The 18,811-nt window shown below is 64.9% G+C and carries 19 protein-coding genes; 10 read left to right on the plus strand and 9 right to left on the minus strand.

Going from position 1 to position 18,811, the window contains the following annotated elements; genetic code table 11:
• Positions 1-56 precede the first annotated feature (56 nt).
• From ABD059_RS14570 to ABD059_RS14585, 4 genes are all read left to right on the plus strand, one after another.
• Complete coding sequence (locus ABD059_RS14570; protein WP_343881313.1) at positions 57-743, plus strand: 3'-5' exonuclease; 687 nt, start codon at positions 57-59, stop codon at positions 741-743.
• Positions 744-956: 213 nt separating this feature from the next.
• Entirely contained in the window at positions 957-1,931 is a 975-nt protein-coding gene (locus tag ABD059_RS14575; RefSeq protein ID WP_343881315.1) for a methionine ABC transporter ATP-binding protein, read from the plus strand.
• Positions 1,931-2,677: a methionine ABC transporter permease gene (locus tag ABD059_RS14580; protein ID WP_343881317.1), complete on the plus strand. Its 747-nt coding sequence runs from the start codon at positions 1,931-1,933 to the stop codon at positions 2,675-2,677. The genes ABD059_RS14575 and ABD059_RS14580 overlap by 1 nt, the downstream gene beginning before the upstream one ends.
• A gap of 67 nt (positions 2,678-2,744) precedes the next feature.
• Positions 2,745-3,584: a MetQ/NlpA family ABC transporter substrate-binding protein gene (locus ABD059_RS14585; protein WP_343881319.1), complete on the plus strand. Its 840-nt coding sequence runs from the start codon at positions 2,745-2,747 to the stop codon at positions 3,582-3,584.
• Positions 3,585-3,669: 85 nt separating this feature from the next.
• On the opposite strand, the gene hemL is transcribed toward ABD059_RS14585, so the two are convergent.
• From hemL to hemE, 8 genes are all read right to left on the minus strand, one after another.
• A complete protein-coding gene (gene hemL / locus ABD059_RS14590) occupies positions 3,670-4,995 on the minus strand; it encodes a glutamate-1-semialdehyde 2,1-aminomutase (protein WP_343881321.1) in 1,326 nt (441 codons plus the stop codon).
• Between the two features lie 3 nt (positions 4,996-4,998).
• Positions 4,999-5,976, minus strand: coding sequence for a porphobilinogen synthase (gene hemB, locus ABD059_RS14595; protein ID WP_343881323.1), 978 nt, complete (start codon positions 5,974-5,976; stop codon positions 4,999-5,001).
• Positions 5,973-6,953: a uroporphyrinogen-III synthase gene (locus ABD059_RS14600; RefSeq protein ID WP_343881325.1), complete on the minus strand. Its 981-nt coding sequence runs from the start codon at positions 6,951-6,953 to the stop codon at positions 5,973-5,975. Before ABD059_RS14600 ends, hemB begins: the two co-directional genes overlap by 4 nt.
• The gene (gene hemC / locus ABD059_RS14605; protein WP_343881327.1) at positions 6,950-7,903 is read right to left on the minus strand and encodes a hydroxymethylbilane synthase; all 954 of its coding nucleotides are present in this window, start codon (positions 7,901-7,903) and stop codon (positions 6,950-6,952) included. The genes ABD059_RS14600 and hemC overlap by 4 nt, the downstream gene beginning before the upstream one ends.
• Positions 7,900-9,114 carry a ferrochelatase gene (locus tag ABD059_RS14610; RefSeq protein WP_343881329.1) on the minus strand — a complete coding sequence of 405 codons (1,215 nt, stop codon included), beginning with the start codon at positions 9,112-9,114 and terminating at the stop codon, positions 7,900-7,902. The genes hemC and ABD059_RS14610 overlap by 4 nt, the downstream gene beginning before the upstream one ends.
• On the minus strand, positions 9,111-9,827 hold the full coding sequence (gene hemQ / locus ABD059_RS14615) for a hydrogen peroxide-dependent heme synthase (protein ID WP_343881331.1): 717 nt from the start codon (positions 9,825-9,827) through the stop codon (positions 9,111-9,113). Before hemQ ends, ABD059_RS14610 begins: the two co-directional genes overlap by 4 nt.
• Before the next feature lie 72 nt (positions 9,828-9,899).
• Positions 9,900-11,366, minus strand: coding sequence for a protoporphyrinogen oxidase (gene hemG, locus ABD059_RS14620; RefSeq protein WP_343881333.1), 1,467 nt, complete (start codon positions 11,364-11,366; stop codon positions 9,900-9,902).
• A 2-nt stretch (positions 11,367-11,368) separates the two neighbouring features.
• Complete coding sequence (gene hemE, locus ABD059_RS14625; protein ID WP_343881335.1) at positions 11,369-12,430, minus strand: uroporphyrinogen decarboxylase; 1,062 nt, start codon at positions 12,428-12,430, stop codon at positions 11,369-11,371.
• A 202-nt stretch (positions 12,431-12,632) separates the two neighbouring features.
• On the opposite strand from hemE, the gene ABD059_RS14630 reads away from it, so the two are divergent.
• Positions 12,633-13,955: a glutamyl-tRNA reductase gene (locus tag ABD059_RS14630; protein WP_343881337.1), complete on the plus strand. Its 1,323-nt coding sequence runs from the start codon at positions 12,633-12,635 to the stop codon at positions 13,953-13,955.
• A gap of 75 nt (positions 13,956-14,030) precedes the next feature.
• Here the strand turns inward: ABD059_RS14630 and moeB are convergent, their stop codons facing one another.
• Positions 14,031-15,203: a molybdopterin-synthase adenylyltransferase MoeB gene (gene moeB / locus ABD059_RS14635; RefSeq protein ID WP_343881339.1), complete on the minus strand. Its 1,173-nt coding sequence runs from the start codon at positions 15,201-15,203 to the stop codon at positions 14,031-14,033.
• A 138-nt stretch (positions 15,204-15,341) separates the two neighbouring features.
• Between moeB and ABD059_RS14640 the strand changes: the two genes are divergently transcribed.
• From ABD059_RS14640 to ABD059_RS14660, 5 genes are all read left to right on the plus strand, one after another.
• A complete protein-coding gene (locus tag ABD059_RS14640; protein WP_343881341.1) occupies positions 15,342-15,962 on the plus strand; it encodes a TetR/AcrR family transcriptional regulator in 621 nt (206 codons plus the stop codon).
• 60 nt (positions 15,963-16,022) lie between these two features.
• A complete protein-coding gene (locus ABD059_RS14645) occupies positions 16,023-16,247 on the plus strand; it encodes a DUF3107 domain-containing protein (RefSeq protein WP_019481663.1) in 225 nt (74 codons plus the stop codon).
• Positions 16,248-16,276: 29 nt separating this feature from the next.
• Positions 16,277-16,579, plus strand: a complete 303-nt coding sequence (locus ABD059_RS14650) for a hypothetical protein (protein WP_343881343.1) — start codon at positions 16,277-16,279, stop codon at positions 16,577-16,579.
• Between the two features lie 51 nt (positions 16,580-16,630).
• Positions 16,631-18,091 carry a protein adenylyltransferase SelO gene (locus tag ABD059_RS14655; RefSeq protein WP_343881345.1) on the plus strand — a complete coding sequence of 487 codons (1,461 nt, stop codon included), beginning with the start codon at positions 16,631-16,633 and terminating at the stop codon, positions 18,089-18,091.
• 65 nt (positions 18,092-18,156) lie between these two features.
• Positions 18,157-18,811: 13E12 repeat family protein (locus tag ABD059_RS14660; protein WP_343881347.1), on the plus strand; the 655-nt coding region annotated here is incomplete at its 3' end.

The following is an 18,811-nucleotide window of genomic DNA, read 5'->3' on the forward strand; positions in this document are numbered from 1 at the left end:
GCCTAACCGGACCCACCTCACCCGAAATGTCGGTGCCGGAGGATAGCGTCAAAGGCATGGATAGCTGGCATCATCACCCACGAGCGGCCTTCGACCTCGAGACCACTGGACGCGACCCGCTGGTTGCCCGGATTGTCACCGCGTCGATCGTACTGGTGGATGCGGAGGGCACAGTGCTTGAGCAACATGAGTGGTTGGCCGATCCCGGTGTTGAGATCCCCCGGGAGGCTGCGGCAATCCATGGGGTCAGCACCGATCGGGCCCGTGCCGAGGGCCAGCCGGTTGGCCAGGTCGTGCACGAAATCGCCGCTGTCCTGAATCGTCTGTTCGCAGCGGGAATTCCTGTCCTGGCTTTCAACGCACGCTATGACTTCACTGTGCTGGCCAGCGAAGGTGCCAGGCATACGGTGCCCGTGCCCCTGCCGTTCCCTGTCCTGGACCCGTACATCATCGACAAGCAGGCCGATCGTTTCCGTCGCGGAAAACGGACCCTGACAGCCATGTCTGAACACTACGGGGTGGTGTTGGAGAACGCCCACACGTCGGCCGCGGATGTACTGGCGACCTTGCAGGTCGCGGCAATCCTCGCCGAACGGTTTCCGCATCTGCAACGTCCAGCAGGTGTTCTTCATGCATCGCAGGTGGTGTGGGCAGCCCGTCAGGCCGCAAGCTTCCAGGAGTACCTCCGCCGTGAGGATCCGGCGGCAGTTGTTGAAGGGCGCTGGCCCGCCATCGCCTCCTAGGGACAACCTCGGAATGCCGCAGCGGACCCGGCTTTCCGAAGATTCTTCGATCTAGCGACGAGGAACGTCCATATGACGCCAGATGAGTGATTCAGGGCACTAAAGTTCAGTCACTTCTTTCATGCGTGTGATGATGGCTTGGGCGTCGACCGATTCGCCCTCCGGCCGTGACGCAACCAATCATCCGGCCGTCGCCAGCAACCATGAGGGCCCATGATCACAGTTTCCGACCTGCGCAAGACCTACCGGCAGGGCACCCGTACCATCACAGCCCTTGATGGGGTGAGCCTGACCGTGCCCCGTGGGTCGATCCACGGCGTCATCGGTCACTCCGGGGCGGGAAAGTCGACCCTCGTACGGTGCCTGACCCTGCTGGACCGTCCCACCTCCGGATCGGTCACCATTGACGGTCGTGAACTGACAGCTGTCAAGGATTCGGAGATCCGCACTGCGCGCCGTCGAATTGGGATGGTCTTCCAGCACGCCAACCTGATGGATTCCCGCACTGCGGCCCAGAATGTGGCACACCCCCTGGAACTGGTGAAGACCCCCACGGCAGATATTTCTTCCACGGTGGCACGTCTGCTGGATTTAGTGGGTTTGACTGGCTTCGCCGATGCCTACCCATCACAGTTGTCCGGTGGCCAGAAGCAGCGGGTGGGTATTGCCCGGGCGCTCGCCTCCGATCCTGACGTACTGCTCTGCGACGAGCCCACCTCGGCACTCGATCCAACCACCACAGACGACATCCTCGATCTGATCCATAACCTCACTGACACGCTGGGCTTGACGGTGCTGATCATCACCCATGAGATGAACGTCGTGAAGCGCATCTGCGATTCGGTGTCGCTGCTGGAGGATGGCCGGGTCGTTGAACATGGCAGGCTGCAGGACGTGGCGGCCAGGCTCGACGGAAAGCTGTCCCGTGCACTGCTGCCGCTACCTGCCCATAGTCCAGGAGGGTTGCCGGCGCTCGAACTGCTCCTTGCGGGGGATATCGCATCGGGCCCGGTCCTGTCCGACCTGGGTCGACGGTTCGATCTGAGTATCAATGTGCTCGCTGGCAGCGTCGAGAATCTCGCCGATAGCCGTTTCGGTCGGCTACGAATTGAAGTGAGCGAACTGGCGCCAGTGGACGAAATGCTGCAGTACCTGCAGTCCCAGGGCGTCGCGGCGAAGGTGGCATGATGGATTTTCTTGATCAACTCTTCACCAACCCCGGCATCACCCGTGCGCTGCCCGAAGAATTCGCAGCAACGATGCAGATGATCGGCATCTCCGGGTTCTTCACCCTTCTGGTGGGGTTGCCGTTGGGCGTGTTTCTTTCCGCCGGCGCACCCGACGGGTTGCGGCCGATGCCGCTGACCAACAAGGTGGTCAGCGGCGTCGTCGTCAATATCACCCGTTCCATTCCGTTCGCCATCCTGATGGTGTCGCTGATCCCGCTTGCCCGGCTTCTGACGGGCACCTCGATTGGACCGGTCGCGGCATCGGTATCACTGAGCATCGGTGCCATCCCGTTCTTCGCCCGACTGGTGGAGACCTCCCTGCGCGACGTCGGCTCGGGCAAGATCGACGCTGCACTCGTGATGGGTTCCACCCGAATGCAGGTGGTAACCAAGGTGCTGCTCCGTGAGGCGCTCCCGGGTCTGATTGCCGCGTTCACGACGACGCTGGTCACCCTGGTCGGCTACTCGGCGATGGCCGGCATCATCGGCGGCGGCGGGCTGGGCCGGCTGGCCTACAACTATGGTCTCCAACGGTTCGACACCACCGTCATGGTGGTGGTAATCGTCATCATCGTCCTTATCGTGCAGGCCATTCAGCTGGCCGGGGACTGGGCCGCGCGCCGGGTGGATCACCGTTCGGCCGCGACAGCAGGACGCGGTAAACGGCTGCGTCGTCAGGCCGCAGTCCAGGTGGTCGGCAGCTGACGCCGTCGCTGTTCCCACCACTGACTTCCTGCACCTACTTTTGCACGTCCCCTTGAAAGGAAACCTATTGCGTAAGCTACTCACCCTTGCTGCTACCGGCGTCACTGCTACCCTCCTGCTGAGCGCCTGTGGCGGTTCCGCCGACACCGAGGTCGTCTCCTCACTGGATCCCGCCAACCCGCAAACCATCACCGTTGGGGCGAGCCCGCAGCCCCATGCCCGGATCCTTGAGTTCGTCGACGAGAATCTCGCCGAGGAAGCCGGACTCGACCTCGAGATCACCGAGTTCGACGATTACACCACCCCGAATATCGCGCTCAGCGACGGTGACCTGGACGCCAACTACTTCCAGCACCTGCCGTACTTCGACAGCCAGGTCGAAGGCCAGGGGTACGACTTTGCGCACGGCGAAGGCGTCCACATCGAGCCGTACGCTGCCTTCTCCGAACAGCACGAGGACGTCTCGGACATCCCCGAGGGCGGACGCATCGCGATCACCAATGACCCCTCCAACCAGGCCCGCGCCCTGACGCTGTTGCAGGATGCCGGGGTTCTTGAGGGCATCACCGAGGACGCCTCAGTGCTGGCGCTCTCCGACGAGCAGAACCCGATGGGTCTGGAGTTCATCGAGAACCAGCCCGAGCTACTGCTCAACGATCTGCAGGACCCCAGCGTTGACCTGGCCATCATCAATGGCAATTACATTCTCGACGCGGGTCTCAGCACCGCTGATGCGCTCGTCGTTGAATCGCTCGATGGCAATCCCTACGCCAATTTCCTGGCCTGGAACACCGCTTCGGAGGGTGATGCCCGGATCGCGAAGCTCGAGGAGCTGCTGCACTCCCCCGAGGTCAAGTCCTATATCGAGGAACAGTGGCCCAGCGGAGATGTCGCACCCGCGTCCTAGCGGTCATACGAGGGAACCCCTCACAGAAACGGCTTTCGTTTCCGTGCGGGGTTCCCTTTTTTAATCCTGGGTCGGCTAGTGGGTATCAGCTGTCAGGTGTTGCCCCTGCTGCGGCAGCCGCAGCGGCCGGCAACGCATCGTAGATCCGGTTCATGGCTGCGTCGTCGTGGGCTGACGACAGGAACCACGCCTCAAAGACTGACGGCGGCAAATAGACACCCGAGTCCAGCATCGAATGGAAGAACGGTGCGTAGCGGTAGGAATCCTGGGCCAGCGCGTCGGCGTAATTGTGGACGCCGCCCGACGACGTCCCGAAGGCTACGCTGAACAGGTTCCCGGCCCGCTGGATGGAATGGTCGACGCCGGCGCGATCCAGTTCAGTGGAGAGCGCGGTTGACAGTGCCAGGGAGTTGGAGTCGATCTGCCGGTAGACGTCAGCGGTTGCATGGCTCAACTGGGCAACCCCGGCGGCCATTGCCAGCGGGTTCCCGGACAGGGTGCCCGCCTGGTACACCGGTCCCAGGGGAGCCAGATAGTTCATGACGTCCTCACGACCGCCGAGGGCGGCTGCGGGGAGTCCACCCCCGATCACCTTTCCGAAGGTCAGCAGGTCGGGGGTCCACGCTTCCTCTGCGCCACCGGCGCCGCCAGTGAGGCCCCAGTATCCACCCGGGTCCACCCTGAAGCCGGTGAGGACCTCGTCGATAATGAGCAGTGCGCCGTGGGCGGCGGTGATCCGGGACAGGCCCGCGTTGAAGCCCTGCCCGGGGGTCACTACCCCCATGTTGGCTGGTGCGGCCTCGGTAATGACGGCGGCGATGGAATTACCGTGGTCGGCGAAAGCCGCTTCGACAGCGGCCAGGTCATTGTAGGGCAGCACCAGGGTTTCCGCTGCGGTCGCGGCGGTGACCCCGGCCGAGCCTGGGAGCGCGAGAGTTGCCACACCCGACCCGGCTGCTGCCAGGAGGGAATCCAGATGACCGTGGTAGCAGCCGGCAAACTTCACGATCAGGTTGCGGCCGGTGAAGCCGCGGGCCAAGCGGACTGCCGTCATGGTCGCCTCGGTCCCCGTGGAGACCATCCGCAGCCGCTCCACCGCTGGTACCCGATCCTTCACCAGCTGCGCGAGGTCAGCCTCGGCCGGGGTCGACGCCCCAAAGGACAGGCCCTTGTCCGCCGCACGGTGCACCGCGTCCAGCACGGCCGGGTGCCCGTGTCCGAGCAGCGCCGGACCCCAGGAACACACCAGGTCGACATATTCGCGACCGTCGGCGTCGGTCACGTGAGGGCCTTTGGCCGAGACCAGGAAGCGGGGGGTTCCACCGACCGATCCGAAAGCCCGGACCGGAGAGTTGACGCCGCCAGGCATGAGGGCCTGCGCCCGTGTGAACAGTTCTTCTGAAACGGTCATGTTTTACTCCTTTAGCCAGCCGGCTAGTTCGGCGGCCCAGTAGGTCAGGATGATGTTCGCCCCGGCACGTTTGATGCCGAGAACTGATTCTTCGATTGCCCGACGACGGTCGATCCAGCCATTGGCTGCGGCGGCCTCGATCATGGCGTACTCCCCCGAGATCTGGTAAGCGCCCACCGGCACGGGAGACAGCGCGGCAACATCAGCGAGGATGTCGAGGTAGCTCATTGCTGGTTTGACCATCACCATGTCTGCGCCCTCTTCAAGGTCCAACTCGACCTCCAGGAGTGCTTCGCGGCGGTTCGCTGCATCCATTTGGTAGGTTCGCCGGTCACCCGTGAGCTGCGAGTCGACTGCCTCACGGAATGGGCCGTAAAAGGCTGACGCGTATTTGGCGGCGTAGGCCAGGACAGCCGTCTCCTGATGCCCTGCTTCCTCAAGCGCCTGGCGGATAACCGCTACTTGACCGTCCATCATGCCGGACGGGCCAAGAACATGCGCTCCGGCGTTGGCCTGGGCGACAGCCATTTCGGCATACACCGCCAGCGTCGCGTCGTTGTCGACCGTTCCGTCGGACGCGAGCACACCGCAGTGCCCATGGTCGGTGAATTCGTCGAGGCAGACGTCGCTCATCACCACCAGCTCGTCTCCCACCTCGGACCGCACGTCAGCGATCGCCCGGTTCAGGACCCCGTCCGGGTCGAGGCCTGCGCTGCCCGTCGCATCGCGGTGGGCGGGGATACCAAAGAGCATGATCCCGCCGACGCCCAACTGGACCGCCTCGGCGGCGGCACGCTTCAGTGACTCGGTGCTGTGTTGAACTACTCCCGGCATCGAGGAAATGGGGTGTGGGCTGGTGAGGCCCTCCCGGATGAACGCTGGCAGCACCAGTTCGGCGGGGCTCAGACGGTGCTCGGCGGTCAGGCGCCTAAGCGCCGGAGTGGTCCGCAGCCGGCGTGGTCGGTGGTGGGGGAAACTCATGGGTGCTCCTCTTCTCTTGCCTTCAGTTTTTCACGATCGGTGTGCTCCTGCATCGCGGCTGCGATCGCATCGGCGATCCCCGCGGGCGTGGGGTCGGCCGCTACAGCGGCGATGGGGATACCGCACCGCCGCGCTTCAGCGGCGGTGCTGGCGCCGATCATGACGGCGGCGAGTCCAGCCGGGAAGCCTTCGATGGGCGAGAAAGGGGTTTGTTCGCTCAACCTGCGGACGGTACTGGGGGACGTGAACACCACGGCATCGATAGCACCAGCTGTGACTGCTGCCCAGAAACCGGCGGGGTCCAGTTCGGGTAGCTCCGGGCGACTACCCGAGGCACCCCGTCCGCTGGCTCCAGTTTCATCGTCTCGAACGGCTCGACTGGCTCCCACACTGGCGGTGATCCGACGCGACGGGTCCGCCGGGTAGGCCACGGTGCGGTACGCGGTGACTTGCACCAGGTCCCAGCCCTGACCGACCAGGAGGCGCTCAAGTGTGTCGGCTGCAATGTCGGCTTGTGGCAGGAGGATGCGGCCCTCGGGGGTCAGCCCCCTGAAGGCGGCGGCCAGCCCCGCCGCCGAACTCTCATGGCCGGTCCGATCGGGCACCAGATCAGCTCTCAGGCCTTCGGCGAACAGCGCTCCCGCGGTGGCCTCCCCCACCGCCGCGATGCGTGTGCCGGACGGGACCGCTGAGCTAAGCCCCAGTCCCCGGCGAGCCAACTGCTGTTTCAGCGCCCGAACTGTGGTGCTGCTGGTCACCACGAGCCAGCTGAACGCTCCGCTGGCCAGCCCCTTCAGGGCTGCATCGAACAACTCCGAGTCGTCAGGAGTCTCGAAGTCAATCAGGGGCAGCAGTTGCACTGCCGCCCCCCGGGAGTGGAGCTCCCCGGCCGTCCGGACGGCTTGGTCGGCGCCTCGCAGCAACACCACGCGGACACCCTCCAGCGTGTGATTACCGGAAGTCGGGGCTGGGTTCATTGGGCGGTGAGCGGAGCGATGCCCGCGGCACCAGCGGCGAGCAGATCCTCGGCGAGCCCAACGCCCAGCGCGTCAGCGCCATCGACTGAGAGGTCCCCGCCGGAACGAGCCAGCCGGAGCAACTGGGTTCCGTCGAGGCTGCACACCACAGCCTGTAGCGTCAGGACGTCGCCGGTCACCGTGGCGAGAGCCCCGATCGGGGCACTGCATCCTGCCTCGAGGCGGCGCAGGACCGCCCGCTCGGCTGTGACTGCCAGCCGGGTGGTGGTGTGATCGTAGTCCTTGAGGGCTGCGGCGAAGGGGGAGTCGACGGCGTCACCGGTTCGGCACTCGACTGCCAATGCACCCTGCCCGGGCGCAGGGAGCATCACGGCCGGGTCAATGAGCTCGGTAATGACGCTTTCGCGACCCAACCGGAACAATCCGGCGGCAGCGAGCACCACCGCGTCCAGGTCCCCCGGACCCGACTCGCTCAGCCCGGCGACCCTGGCGAGACGAGTGTCAACGTTGCCCCTGATGTCAATAACCTCCAGCCCTGGTCGTGCGGCACGCAACTGGGCGGCCCGTCGCGGGGAACCGGTGCCCACAGTTGCACCGTCAGGGAGGGTGGCCAACGTGAGCCCGTCCCTGGCACACAGGGCATCACGGGTGTCAGCCCGTTCGGGAATGGCTGCGACGTTCAACCCCTCGGCGGGGACCGTTGGCAGGTCCTTGAGCGAGTGCACGGCAAGGTCACAGCGGTCAGCCAGCAGTGCATCGCGCAGCGCAGCGACAAACACGCCGGTCCCCCCGATCTGGGTGAGCGATCCCTTGTGCACGTCCCCCTCGGTGCGGATCCGGACCAGCTCGTGGACTGCACCGCTGAGCGAGCTGATCCGCTCGGCAACAGTGGTGGTCTGGGTGAGCGCCAACGCACTGGCGCGGGTGCCCACCCGCAGGGACCCGGTCACGAGGCTGGTGCCGTCCCCGGTAGTCCGACAGTCGAGTCCGCTGCGGCGACCGTGGGCTTGGGGCCCCTGCGGTTGGCACAGCAGTTGGGCCGGCAGACATCGAACCAGGGTCCGAGTTTCGTGGCGGACGGCCGGTCGGCGATGTTGTTGTCGACAGTACGTTCGCAGACCAGGTCGATCAGGCCCGCAACGAACTTGTCGTGGGTTCCCGGGGTGGGGACCCGTTCGGCGAGGACACCCAGGTCGGCGCAGGTTTCAAGGGCCTCAGTGTCGAGATCCCATTTCACTTCCATGTGGTCGCTGACAAATCCGAGGGGAACAATGACGACGCCCTTGGTGCCCGCCGCAGCGAGATCCTTGATGGCATCGTTGATGTCGGGCTCCAACCACGGCACATGTGGTGCGCCCGACCGTGATTGGTAGACGAGCGACCAGTCGACCCCGGCGGATTCCGGAACCCGGTCGAGCACAGCCTGGGCTGTGGCCAGGTGTTGGGCGACGTAGGCCCCCTCGGCGTAGGCGGGGCCGCCGTCGGCCGCACCATTGACCCGGGGCCCTGCGGCCTCGGCGTCGCCCGTGGGAATTGAGTGGGTGGCGAACAGGATATGGATTGGGGCGTCGGTTTCACCGCTGTCGGTCAGCTTCTGGCGCAGCGCTGAAAGACCGTTGGTCACACCCTCGACGAACGGCTCGACGAATCCGGGGTGGTCGAAGTACTGCCTGACCTTGTCGACCTCAAGCTTGCCGTCGAGGCCGGTCTCTACCAGGGCCATTCCCAGGTCTTCGCGGTACTGGCGGCAGCTGGAGTAGCAGGAGTAGGCGCTCGTGGTGACGGTCAGCACGCGGCGGTGACCGGCGTCGTATGCCTCCTGCAGGGTGTCCGCAATGAACGGTGCCCAGTTACGGTTGCCCCAAAACACCGGTAGGTCGATGCCCCGGTTGGCCAGTTCGGCCTCCATTGCCGCCTTCAACGCGCGGTTCTGAGCGTTGATGGGACTGATGCCGCCATTGGCGCGGTAGTGGTGCGACACCTCCTCGAGCCGCTCGTCGGGGATTCCCCGGCCCCGAGTGACGTTACGGAGGAAGGGGATCACGTCCTCCTGACCCTCGGGTCCGCCGAAGGAGGCGAGCACGATGGCGTCGTAACTCTTCGGGGCCATGCGTCCGTTGTCGTCAACGCCGTCCAGTGGGTGAAATGCCTGAGCGGTCATAGGAGCACCTCTGCAATCCCGGCGGTATCAATCCGCCGTCCGGTATAGAAGGGAATTTCGTCACGCACGTGCCGCCGCGCCTCGGTCTCCCGCAGGTGGCGCATCAGGTCAACCAGGTCAACCAGGTCTGGCGCTTCGAGAGCGAGGATCCACTCCCAGTCGCCGAGAGCGAAGGATGAGACGGTGTTGGAGAGGACCTGAGGGTAGTCCCGGCCCTTCAAACCATGGTCGTAGAGCATCTCGCGGCGCTCTTCCGAGGGGAGGATGTACCAGTCATAGGAGCGGACGAACGGGTAGACACAGACCCATTCGGCCGGTGCCACTCCGCGCGAGAACGCCGGGGAGTGGCTCTTCGAGAATTCAGCGGCCCGGTGCACCCCCATGGCGGACCAGACAATCTCGGCCGTGGCGAACTCGGTGGTCCGCCGGATCTTCCGGACCGCGGCCTGCAGCGCTTCGGGCTGGGAGCCGTGCAGCCAGACCATCACATCGGCGTCTTCTCGCATTCCGGAGACGTCGTAAAAACCGCGCAGCGTCACGCCGTCGGCGTCGAGCGACTCGATGACCTGCTGGAGGGATCCGGTGGCGGAGCCCTGTGTCACGGCGCTGCGTTTGAACACCGTCCATAGGGTGAAGAACAGCTCTGCCGCGGCGTCGCCGTCGGTGGCTGTCGAGGGATTGTGCGTGTGCTCCGTGCGGGTTTGCTCACTCATGGTACTAGTCTGCCCCTCAGTGAGGAGCAAACCGAAATCTGAGGTTCTACTGCGCGTAGAAAGTTGCGAAGATCACAGACCGGTCGGGTCCTTGGCCTGCGGGGCCAACCGATCTGCGAGTGCTTTGGCCCTCACCCTGGCGTCGTCGATGACGGCCACCAGACCTGTTCCCGCGAGCCACGCACCGGTGATTTCGAGGTGGCGCTCCGAGGCCGCGGCGGCCCGGACCCGGGCCACCAGGTCACGGTGACCGACTGAGGCGTGGGGCAGGGCACCGTTCCAGCGGACCACTTTCCATCCCACCACGTCAGCTTCATCGATGGTGGTCTCAAGGAGCGCTGAGGCGTCGGCGAGCGCCGCCCTGTAGAGCGCGGCGTCGTCGGCCACTTCGTCGCCGAGCTGACCGGCTCTCCCGTAGGACAGCCTGAGCACGTGGCTGCCGGGTCCCGCCTGATCCGCGAGCCAGGACCATTTCGCGGTGGCGTGGGTGAGCGCTTTGGCACTGACGCCCTCAGCCCCGGCCGCTACCAGCACCCCGGTCCCCCGCGGGTGGGCATCGAGCTCCGGAACGTCGACGACGAGGGTCACCAGAGCCACCCCCGGAACCGCCTGGGGGCGGTCCTCCCGCAGCCTCGGCAGTGCATCACCGAGAAGGTCAACAGCGCCTGGCCCGTCCACGGCCATCACCAGCGCGTCGGCGGCAACGGGCCCGCTGGCGGTGGCCACGGTCCAGCCCGACCCCGATCGGGCGATTGAGAGTGCCTCACTGTCCGGCCTGAGATCGGCTCCGCCGGCACGAAGTTCGTCGGTCAATGCAGCGGTGAGTTGGGCCATGCCCCCGCTCAGGCCGCCGACGGCCGAGCCGGCGGGCGCTGCCGCGCGCATGGCCCCGACGGCCGCACCGAGCGATCCGTGCTGCTTCATCATTTTGCGAAGTCCCGGTGCTACGGAATCAACATCGAGGTCATCAGGGTCTGCCGAGAAGACCCCTCCAACCACTGGCGCGACCAGGCGGGTAAGAACATCGATGCCCATCCGGGCACGCACCACCTCGCCGAGGCTGACTCCCTCGTCCTTGTACAGGCTGCCCAGTGGAAGCACCTTGTCCAGCGATGCCCGCAACGCACCGGCCCTGCCGATCGCCCGGACAATCTCAGGGTCGAGTACATCAGCGGGAATCCCGAGGATGCCGCTCCGAGGGAGGGGCATAGCACTGTGTTGGGGGTCTTTGCCGGGGAACCTGATCCACGCGCCCGCCGGGTTAGGGGTGACGAGGTGGTCGGCCAAACCAAGCTGACGGGCCAGCGCGGGCACCGTGTCCGAGCGGGTTGAGTAGGATTCAGCTCCGCTGTCCAGCCTCAGTCCCGCCACTTCGTGGTCGGCGACGCAGCCGCCGAAGGCTGATGACCGTTCGAGGACGGTTACGGTCAGACCGCGTGCCAACAGCTCGCGGGCCACGATCAGTCCGGCCATCCCGCCCCCAACCACAACGACGGGTTTACCCGGCGTCACGCGTGGGACATTGCTACGGTGCGGCATGCTTACGGTTCCACCGAGTGAATCAGTTGGACAATCCGCGTCAGGACCGCCGGATCGGTCTCAGGTGGCACGCCGTGGCCCAGGTTGACGACGTGGCCGGGAGCGGCCGACCCCGCCTTCAGCACGTCGAGCACGTGAGCCTCGAGGACCTCCCACGGAGCTGAAAGCAGCGCCGGGTCGATGTTGCCCTGCAGGGGAACTGCGCCACCGAGCCGGCGATTGGCCTCGTCGAGGGGTAGCCGGTAGTCAACTCCGACCACATCGACACCAACCTCATGCATGGCCACCAGAAGTTCCGAAGTGCCGGTCCCGAAATGGATCAGAGGCGCTCCGAGGCCGCGGACGAAATCCAGGGCCCGTCCGGACGCCGGCGCGACGTGCGCCTGATAGTCGGCCAGGCCCAGTGACCCTGCCCACGAGTCGAAGAGTTGGGCGGCGCTCGCTCCTGCTTCCAGCTGGGCTTTCAGGAACTTTCCCGAAGCGTCGGCAGCCCAGCGTGTCAGCGCACCCCAGGTCTCCGGATCGGCGTGCATCATGGTGCGTGGGCCGAGGTGATCCCTGGACGGCTTGCCCTCGACCATGTAGGCAGCGAGGGTGAAGGGTGCGCCAGCGAACCCGATGAGCGGGGTGCTGCCGAGCTCGGCCACGGTCAGGGCGACTGCCTGCCGGATAGGTTCCAGCGCTTCGTCGGTCAATTCAGGAAGCGCTGCGACATCCGCGGCGGTGCGGACTGGTGTGCCCAGCACCGGTCCGACCCCCGGCACAATATCGACGTCCACGCCGGCCAGCTTGAGCGGGATGACGATGTCGGAGAAGAAGATGGCGGCGTCGACGTCGTGCCTGCGGACCGGCTGGAGGGTAATTTCGGAGGCCATCGCCGGGTCGAGGCACGAATCGAGCATCTCCGTCCCCCGCCGCAGCTCCCGATACTCGGGCAGGGACCGACCGGCCTGGCGCATGAACCACACAGGACGCCTGCTGGGACGCTCACCGCGGTAGGCCGAGATCAGCGGCGAGGAGGAAGTCCGGCCGTCTACCAGGGGGTGTGCTGCACTTAAAGTCATATCTCGATTGTGCCAAGTTCGGGCGGTTTCGGTTAACCCACCGGGCACGAGAGCGGCCTGGCCCTCTCGGTTGGCCGGGCACGAGCGCTGACCAGGTGGTGAATCTCACCTCCTGGTAGGTCGCCGGAACGGCTGGAAAGACGCCGAACTTAGGCAAACCTATTCATGCCTTGGAAGCGCGTTTCGCTATGCTGAGTGAGCTGTGGTTTTACTATCTCTGGTTGCAACCCATTCCGATGTGGACTTGGAAACCGTCGCCCGACTCAGCGTCGGCGCCGACCAAGTCGCATCCGCCGTGCTCGCTGACGGGCCCGCCGTCTCCGGCGCGATCACCCTCGCCACCTGCAACCGTCTCGAAATCTATTGTGATGCCGCCTCCGTCGACGACGTCGAGGCCGCGCGCTCCGCAGTCATCACGCGTATCAGCGGACTGTCCGGGTTGCCCGAAAGCTGGGTCTCCTCGGCGTTCACCACGCGTACCGGTGAAGATGTGGCCCGTCATCTGTTTGCCGTGGGAGCGGGCCTTGACTCGGCTGTCGTTGGTGAACGTGAGATCGCCGGGCAGGTCCGCCGGGCACTGATCGAATCACAGGCCAACGGCACCACCAGTGGCCCTCTGGTCCGACTGTTTCAGGAAGCCTCGCGCACCGCCAAAGACGTCGGGGCACAGACTGCTCTGGGCAGCCAGGGCCGGTCAATCGTCTCAGTGGCGTTGGAGCTTGCCGCCGATCTGTCGCTGACCCGCGAATTCACCGACAAGTCAGTGGTGGTGTTTGGGACCGGCGCCTACGCTGGCGCAACGATGGCACTGCTGAAGGAAAAAGGCTGCACCGACATTTCAGTGTTCTCCTCCTCCGGGCGCTCCGAGGCTTTCGTCTCTACCCGCGGTGGCGTGGCTCTTACCGCCGAGGATCTTCCAGCAGCACTGACGACCGCCGATATCGTGGTCGGCTGCAGCGGCAGCGACAACCGGGTGGAGGCGGCCGACGTCGAGCGTGTTCGTGCCAGCGTCGCCAAGCAGCTCATCGTCGTCGATCTGGCCCTCAGCCACGACTTCGACCCGGCGGTGGGTTCCCTTGACAACGTCGAACTGATTACCCTCGAGTCGGTCCGGCTCGCGGCTCCGAGTGAGCAAGCGGCAGCGCTCAGCCAGGCAAGCTCCCTCGTCGCCGACGCAGCCCGCACTTTCCAGGACCGTCAGAACTCACGGGCCATGGACACTGCGATCGTTGCCTTGCGGAAGCACACCCAGCAGGTACTCGAATCAGAGATGCAGAAGGTCAGGGCACAACACGGCTGCACCGCCGCCGCCGAGGAAGTGGAGTTCGCGCTCCGCCGGATGGTCCGCCAACTCCTCCACGTTCCCACCGTGCGCGCCCGCGAGCTCGCCGCCGAAGGACGACAGCAGGATTACGCAGCTGCTCTTGAAGCCCTCTACGGGATCGACCTTGAGACGCCTGCCGACCAGTCTGCTGAAACCAGTTGCCCGGTGCGGCAGGACCCGCCGGCCACGGGCACTGCGTAACACCCGCAGCTTCGTTCCGAGCGATCACCTTGCTACCCAAGAGTTCGACGTCGGCACCTGCCTTCTGGCTCGGGCCTAGTAGACTGGCTTGTCCGGTTCGATCTGCTTGACCCATGCGAGGATGCCGCCGTCAACGTTGTAGACCCGGGAGTGCCCTTCCGCGCGAAGGTGCTGCACCACGTCAGCCGACCGGCTGCCCGCCTTGCAATGCACATACACGTCCCGGTCAGGGCTGACCGTCTGCTCCCCGGACAGGATTGCGTTCCTGGGCATCAGGGTGGCCCCGTCAATACTGACGATCTCGTACTCACCCGGTTCCCTGACATCGATGAGGTCGAAGTCCCTGCTTCCACTTCCGCGTTCGCGCAGCAACGTCTCCAGTTCCATCACGCTGACTGAGGGGACATCTGGTGCCTTCTCGGTCGGCAGACCGCAGAACGCCTGATAGTCGATCAACTCGGTCACCGGGGCCGCATCTGGATCACGGCGGACCCGCACCTCGCGCCAGGTCATTTCCAGGGCGTCGAAGATCAGTACCCGGCCCAAAAGGGAAACCCCCGTGCCTGTGATGAGCTTGATCGCTTCGTTGACCATCACCGAACCGATCTGCGCGCAGAGGACGCCGAGAACTCCGCCCTCGGCGCAGGACGGCACCGCGCCGGGCGGCGGGGCATCCGGGTAGAGATCGCGGTAGCTCGGACCGTGCTGAGCCCAGAACACGCTCACCTGGCCGTCAAACCGCAGAATTGACCCCCACACATAGGGCTTGCCGAGGATCTCCGCGGCGTCGTTGACCAGGTAGCGGGTCGCAAAATTGTCAGTTCCGTCGAGGATCAGATCGTACTCAGCGAAAATCTGCAGGGCGTTGCTGTTGTCCAGGCGCACCACATGCTGTTGGACTGTCACCAGCGGGTTCAGCTCCGCGATGCTCTCTGCCGCCGACTGCGCTTTCGGCTGCCCCACGTTCGACACCCCGTGAATGATCTGCCGCTGCAGGTTCGAAACGTCGACGACGTCGTCGTCGACAATCCCGATCGTGCCCACCCCTGCTGCCGCCAGATACAGCAACGCCGGCGAGCCCAGCCCACCAGCCCCGATCACCAGCACCCGGGCGTTCTTCAGCCGCTGCTGAGCCGTCAGACCAAAACCGGGAATGATCAGATGGCGCGAATACCGTTCGGTCTCTTCACGCGATAGATCTGCATGCGGGGCAACCAGGGGGTCAAGCCCTGCTACAGGTGAGCTCATGCATCAAATGTATGCCCGTTGAACTCTCGGAGGCCACCCGTGCCATCCCGAGGTTACCCGCGGGTAAACTGGTGGCTACTCCCCTGGGCCCATCACCCCACAGTGAACCCGTCCCACCGATCAAAGGCCAAAACAAGCGTGAGCGCAGCAGTACCGACCGGCGGCAAAGCCACACGCCTCCCCCGAGACGAGCGGAGGCGCCAGCTGTTGAATGCTGCCCACGAAGTATTTGTCGCCAATGGGTACCACGGTGCCGCGATGGACGAGATCGCCGAGGTGGCCAAGGTCAGCAAACCGGTGTTGTACCAGCACTTCCCGGGGAAGCGGGAGCTGTATCTGGCACTGCTGGAGAATCATTTGGCTGAGCTGACCGCGCTGCTCGTCCACGCACTGCAGTCCACCAGCGATAACAAGCTGCGGGTCCACGCAACCATGCGCGCCTATTTCCAGTTCATCGCCCAGGACAGTCAGGCTCACCGGCTGGTGTTTGAATCCGACCTGTTCAACGACCCCGATGTCAGCGGCCGGCTCGAGGAGTTCAACGCCCGGTTCGCTGATGCCATCGCCGGGGTTATTGCTGAAGACACCCACCTGTCCCACCTGGAAGCCACCCTCCTGGGACACGGCCTTGCTGGTATGGCGCAGGTCAGTGCACGGTACTGGCTGGAGACTGACGGCACCCTGGACATCGATGCTGCCAGCGAGCTGATTTACCGTTTAGCTTGGCGCGGAATCAGTCGCTTCCCCAAGGAAATCTAGAGTAAGTTCCAGTGAGGGCACTTACCCACCCAGTTACCGCAACATCAGGAGGAAACCGCCATGGAAATCAAAATTGGTATCCAGAACGTCAATCGGGAAATCGTTCTCGAATCCGAGCAGACAGCCGACGAGGTTGCCGACATTGTCGCGAAGGCCATGAACGGCGGCGCTGAACTGCGGTTGGCCGACAGCAAGGGCCGCCACGTGATCGTCCCATCGAACGTTCTCGGCTACGTCGAAATCGGTGCCGAAGAGTCGCGCCGGGTAGGGTTCGGGGCACTCTAAACGGGTCTTGAGGGCGGGCGGAGGCGACCGTGCTGACACTGATCGCCGTCGCCGCCGCGACCCTTGTGATCGGCTTTGCCGTGAGGATCACCGACCGACGGCATCAGCGGTACAACCCCCTGGTCCTCCCCGGGATTGCCCTGCTTACTGGGCTGCTGGGATGGATCATCGTGCAGTTCACCGGGCTAGGGTACGACCCGGCCCATTTCTGGCTCAGTTGGGCCCTACCCATCCTCGCCTCGACGCTTCTGACCATCGCCCTCGCCTGGTGGCTGGGACGACACCGTGAAACGGCAGAAGCGGAGGCGTTCAGGAGCGTGGCTGATGACTAGCCTTGGCACTGTATTCGGGCCGCATTCAGGTGGCCGCTGTACGCTCATCAGATGAGTGTTGTACCGCAGCCCACCGTGACCCTCGACGACCGTTTCGCTCGGGAACTGAGCGAAATGGCTGTTCCCTGGCAGGCCGACGAAGCGCCGGATCCCCGGTTGCTGGTCCTCAACGTCCCGCTCGCAGCCGAACTGGGGCTCGATTCGAAGTCATTGCGGACCACTCAGGGTTCGCGGCTTTTGACCGGCACTTTCCTGCCGCCGGGTGCCACCCCCGTGGCCCAGGCCTATTCCGGTCACCAGTTCGGCGGGTTCTCCCCCCGGCTCGGTGATGGCCGGGCACTTCTCCTCGGTGAAATCGCCGATCCTGCAGGCGGAATACACGATCTCCATCTGAAAGGTTCCGGGCGCACACCGTTTGCACGGGGCGGCGACGGGTTGGCGGCCGTAGGACCGATGCTCCGCGAGTATCTCATCAGCGAGGCCATGCATGCCCTGGGCATCCCGACCACCCGGGCTCTCGCTGTTGTGGCCACCGGACGCCAGGTACGCAGGGAGACCCTCCTGCCAGGTGCCGTCCTCGCCCGGGTGGCCGGCAGCCATCTGCGGGTAGGCAGCTTCCAGTTTGCCCAGACGACGGGCGACGTCGGCCTGATCCGCCGGCTAGCCGATCACGCGCTGGCCCGCCACTATCCCGACGCCGCTCACTCCGAGCACCCCTACCTCGCCCTCTTCGAGGCGGTCATGGCTGCGCAGGCGGCGCTGGTGGCTCAGTGGATGCTGGTCGGGTTTGTTCACGGCGTCATGAACACCGATAACATGACCATCTCTGGCGAGACCATCGACTATGGGCCCTGCGCCTTTATGGATGAATTCAACCCAGCGGCGGTGTACAGCTCAATCGATGAGAGCGGACGGTATGCGTATGCCAACCAGCCGGTAGTGGCCGAATGGAACCTGGCCCGGCTTGCTGAAGCGCTCCTGCCCCTGATCCACGATGACCAGGAGAAGGCCGTCGCACTGGCCACCGATGCGCTCGGCGGGTTCCGTCGACTGTACGGCGACGCCTGGACAACGGGAATGAAAGCCAAACTCGGCCTGGCCGGCAATCCTGACGATTCACTCCAATCACTGATCGATGACCTACTCGCGCTGCTTCAGGCTGATCGGGTCGACTACACCTCCTTCTTCAGGAGCCTCGCCGCTGCCGCCCGGGGCGACACCGATCCGGTGCGGATCCAGTGTGACGATGCCGTTGGGGTGGACGCCTGGCTTCATCGCTGGCGCGCTCTCGGGCCCGACGCCACCGCACTCGACCGGGTCAACCCCGCCTACATCCCGCGCAATCATCTGGTGGAGGAAGCTCTGGCAGCTGCGACGGACGGGGATCTGATGCCCTTTGAACGACTTCTGGAAGCCGTGACCTCACCGTACGACGAGCGGCCCGGGATGGAACGTTATGCGGCTGCCGCACCTGAAGATTTCGGCGCCTACCGGACTTTCTGCGGTACCTGAAATTCGTTCGCCTGACGGTCTGTTGGGCGCCGAAAAATGTCGGTGGCAGGTGATGTGATGGAGGTATGAAGCAGCAGGAGAAAGCCGGTGTGAACCGCAGCATCGCTGCGGCGGCCACCGAGGTTGAACTGGCTGGCCCCGAATCCCTGGTGGCCATGTTGCTGCCCGGGGAAGCCAACCGTGTCCCCGCGAAGGAACCCGCCGGACAAGCCGCTGACGGACCGGCTGACAAAGCATCTGAGGCTTCTGACGAACCATCTGAGGCTGCGTCGGATCCGGTGGCGACGATCTCGGATTTGTTACTGGCCGCGGATCGGTTGCTGTCCTGGGTGACCGCCCGGCAGGCCGAGCTGGTCGCTGATCTGCACCGGGAAGTGCAAAGCCTCGCCACCTCCGGCTCCTCGTCCCGGCAGGGTATCGGCACAGGGCTCGGGTTCACGCTCACCGCCGAGGAACTCGCACCCCTGCTGAATCTTTCCGGGCGGGCCGCCCACCGGTTGTTGGGTCACAGCCTGACCCTGGCCCTGGACCTCCCGGAAACCCTCCAGTCCCTGGGAATGGGGGTGATCTCGGTCCGGCAAGCCCAGATCATCGCCGACGAAGCCCTGTTCCTCCCGGCCGAGGTGCTGTCCGGGTTCGAGGATCAAGTCCTCCAACGAGGAGCGCACCTGACTCCACCCCGATTGACAAGCCTCTGCCACCGGATCCGGGAAAAGCTCC

This window comes from Arthrobacter flavus, assembly GCF_039526005.1.
Lineage (GTDB): Bacteria > Actinomycetota > Actinomycetes > Actinomycetales > Micrococcaceae > Arthrobacter_D > Arthrobacter_D flavus.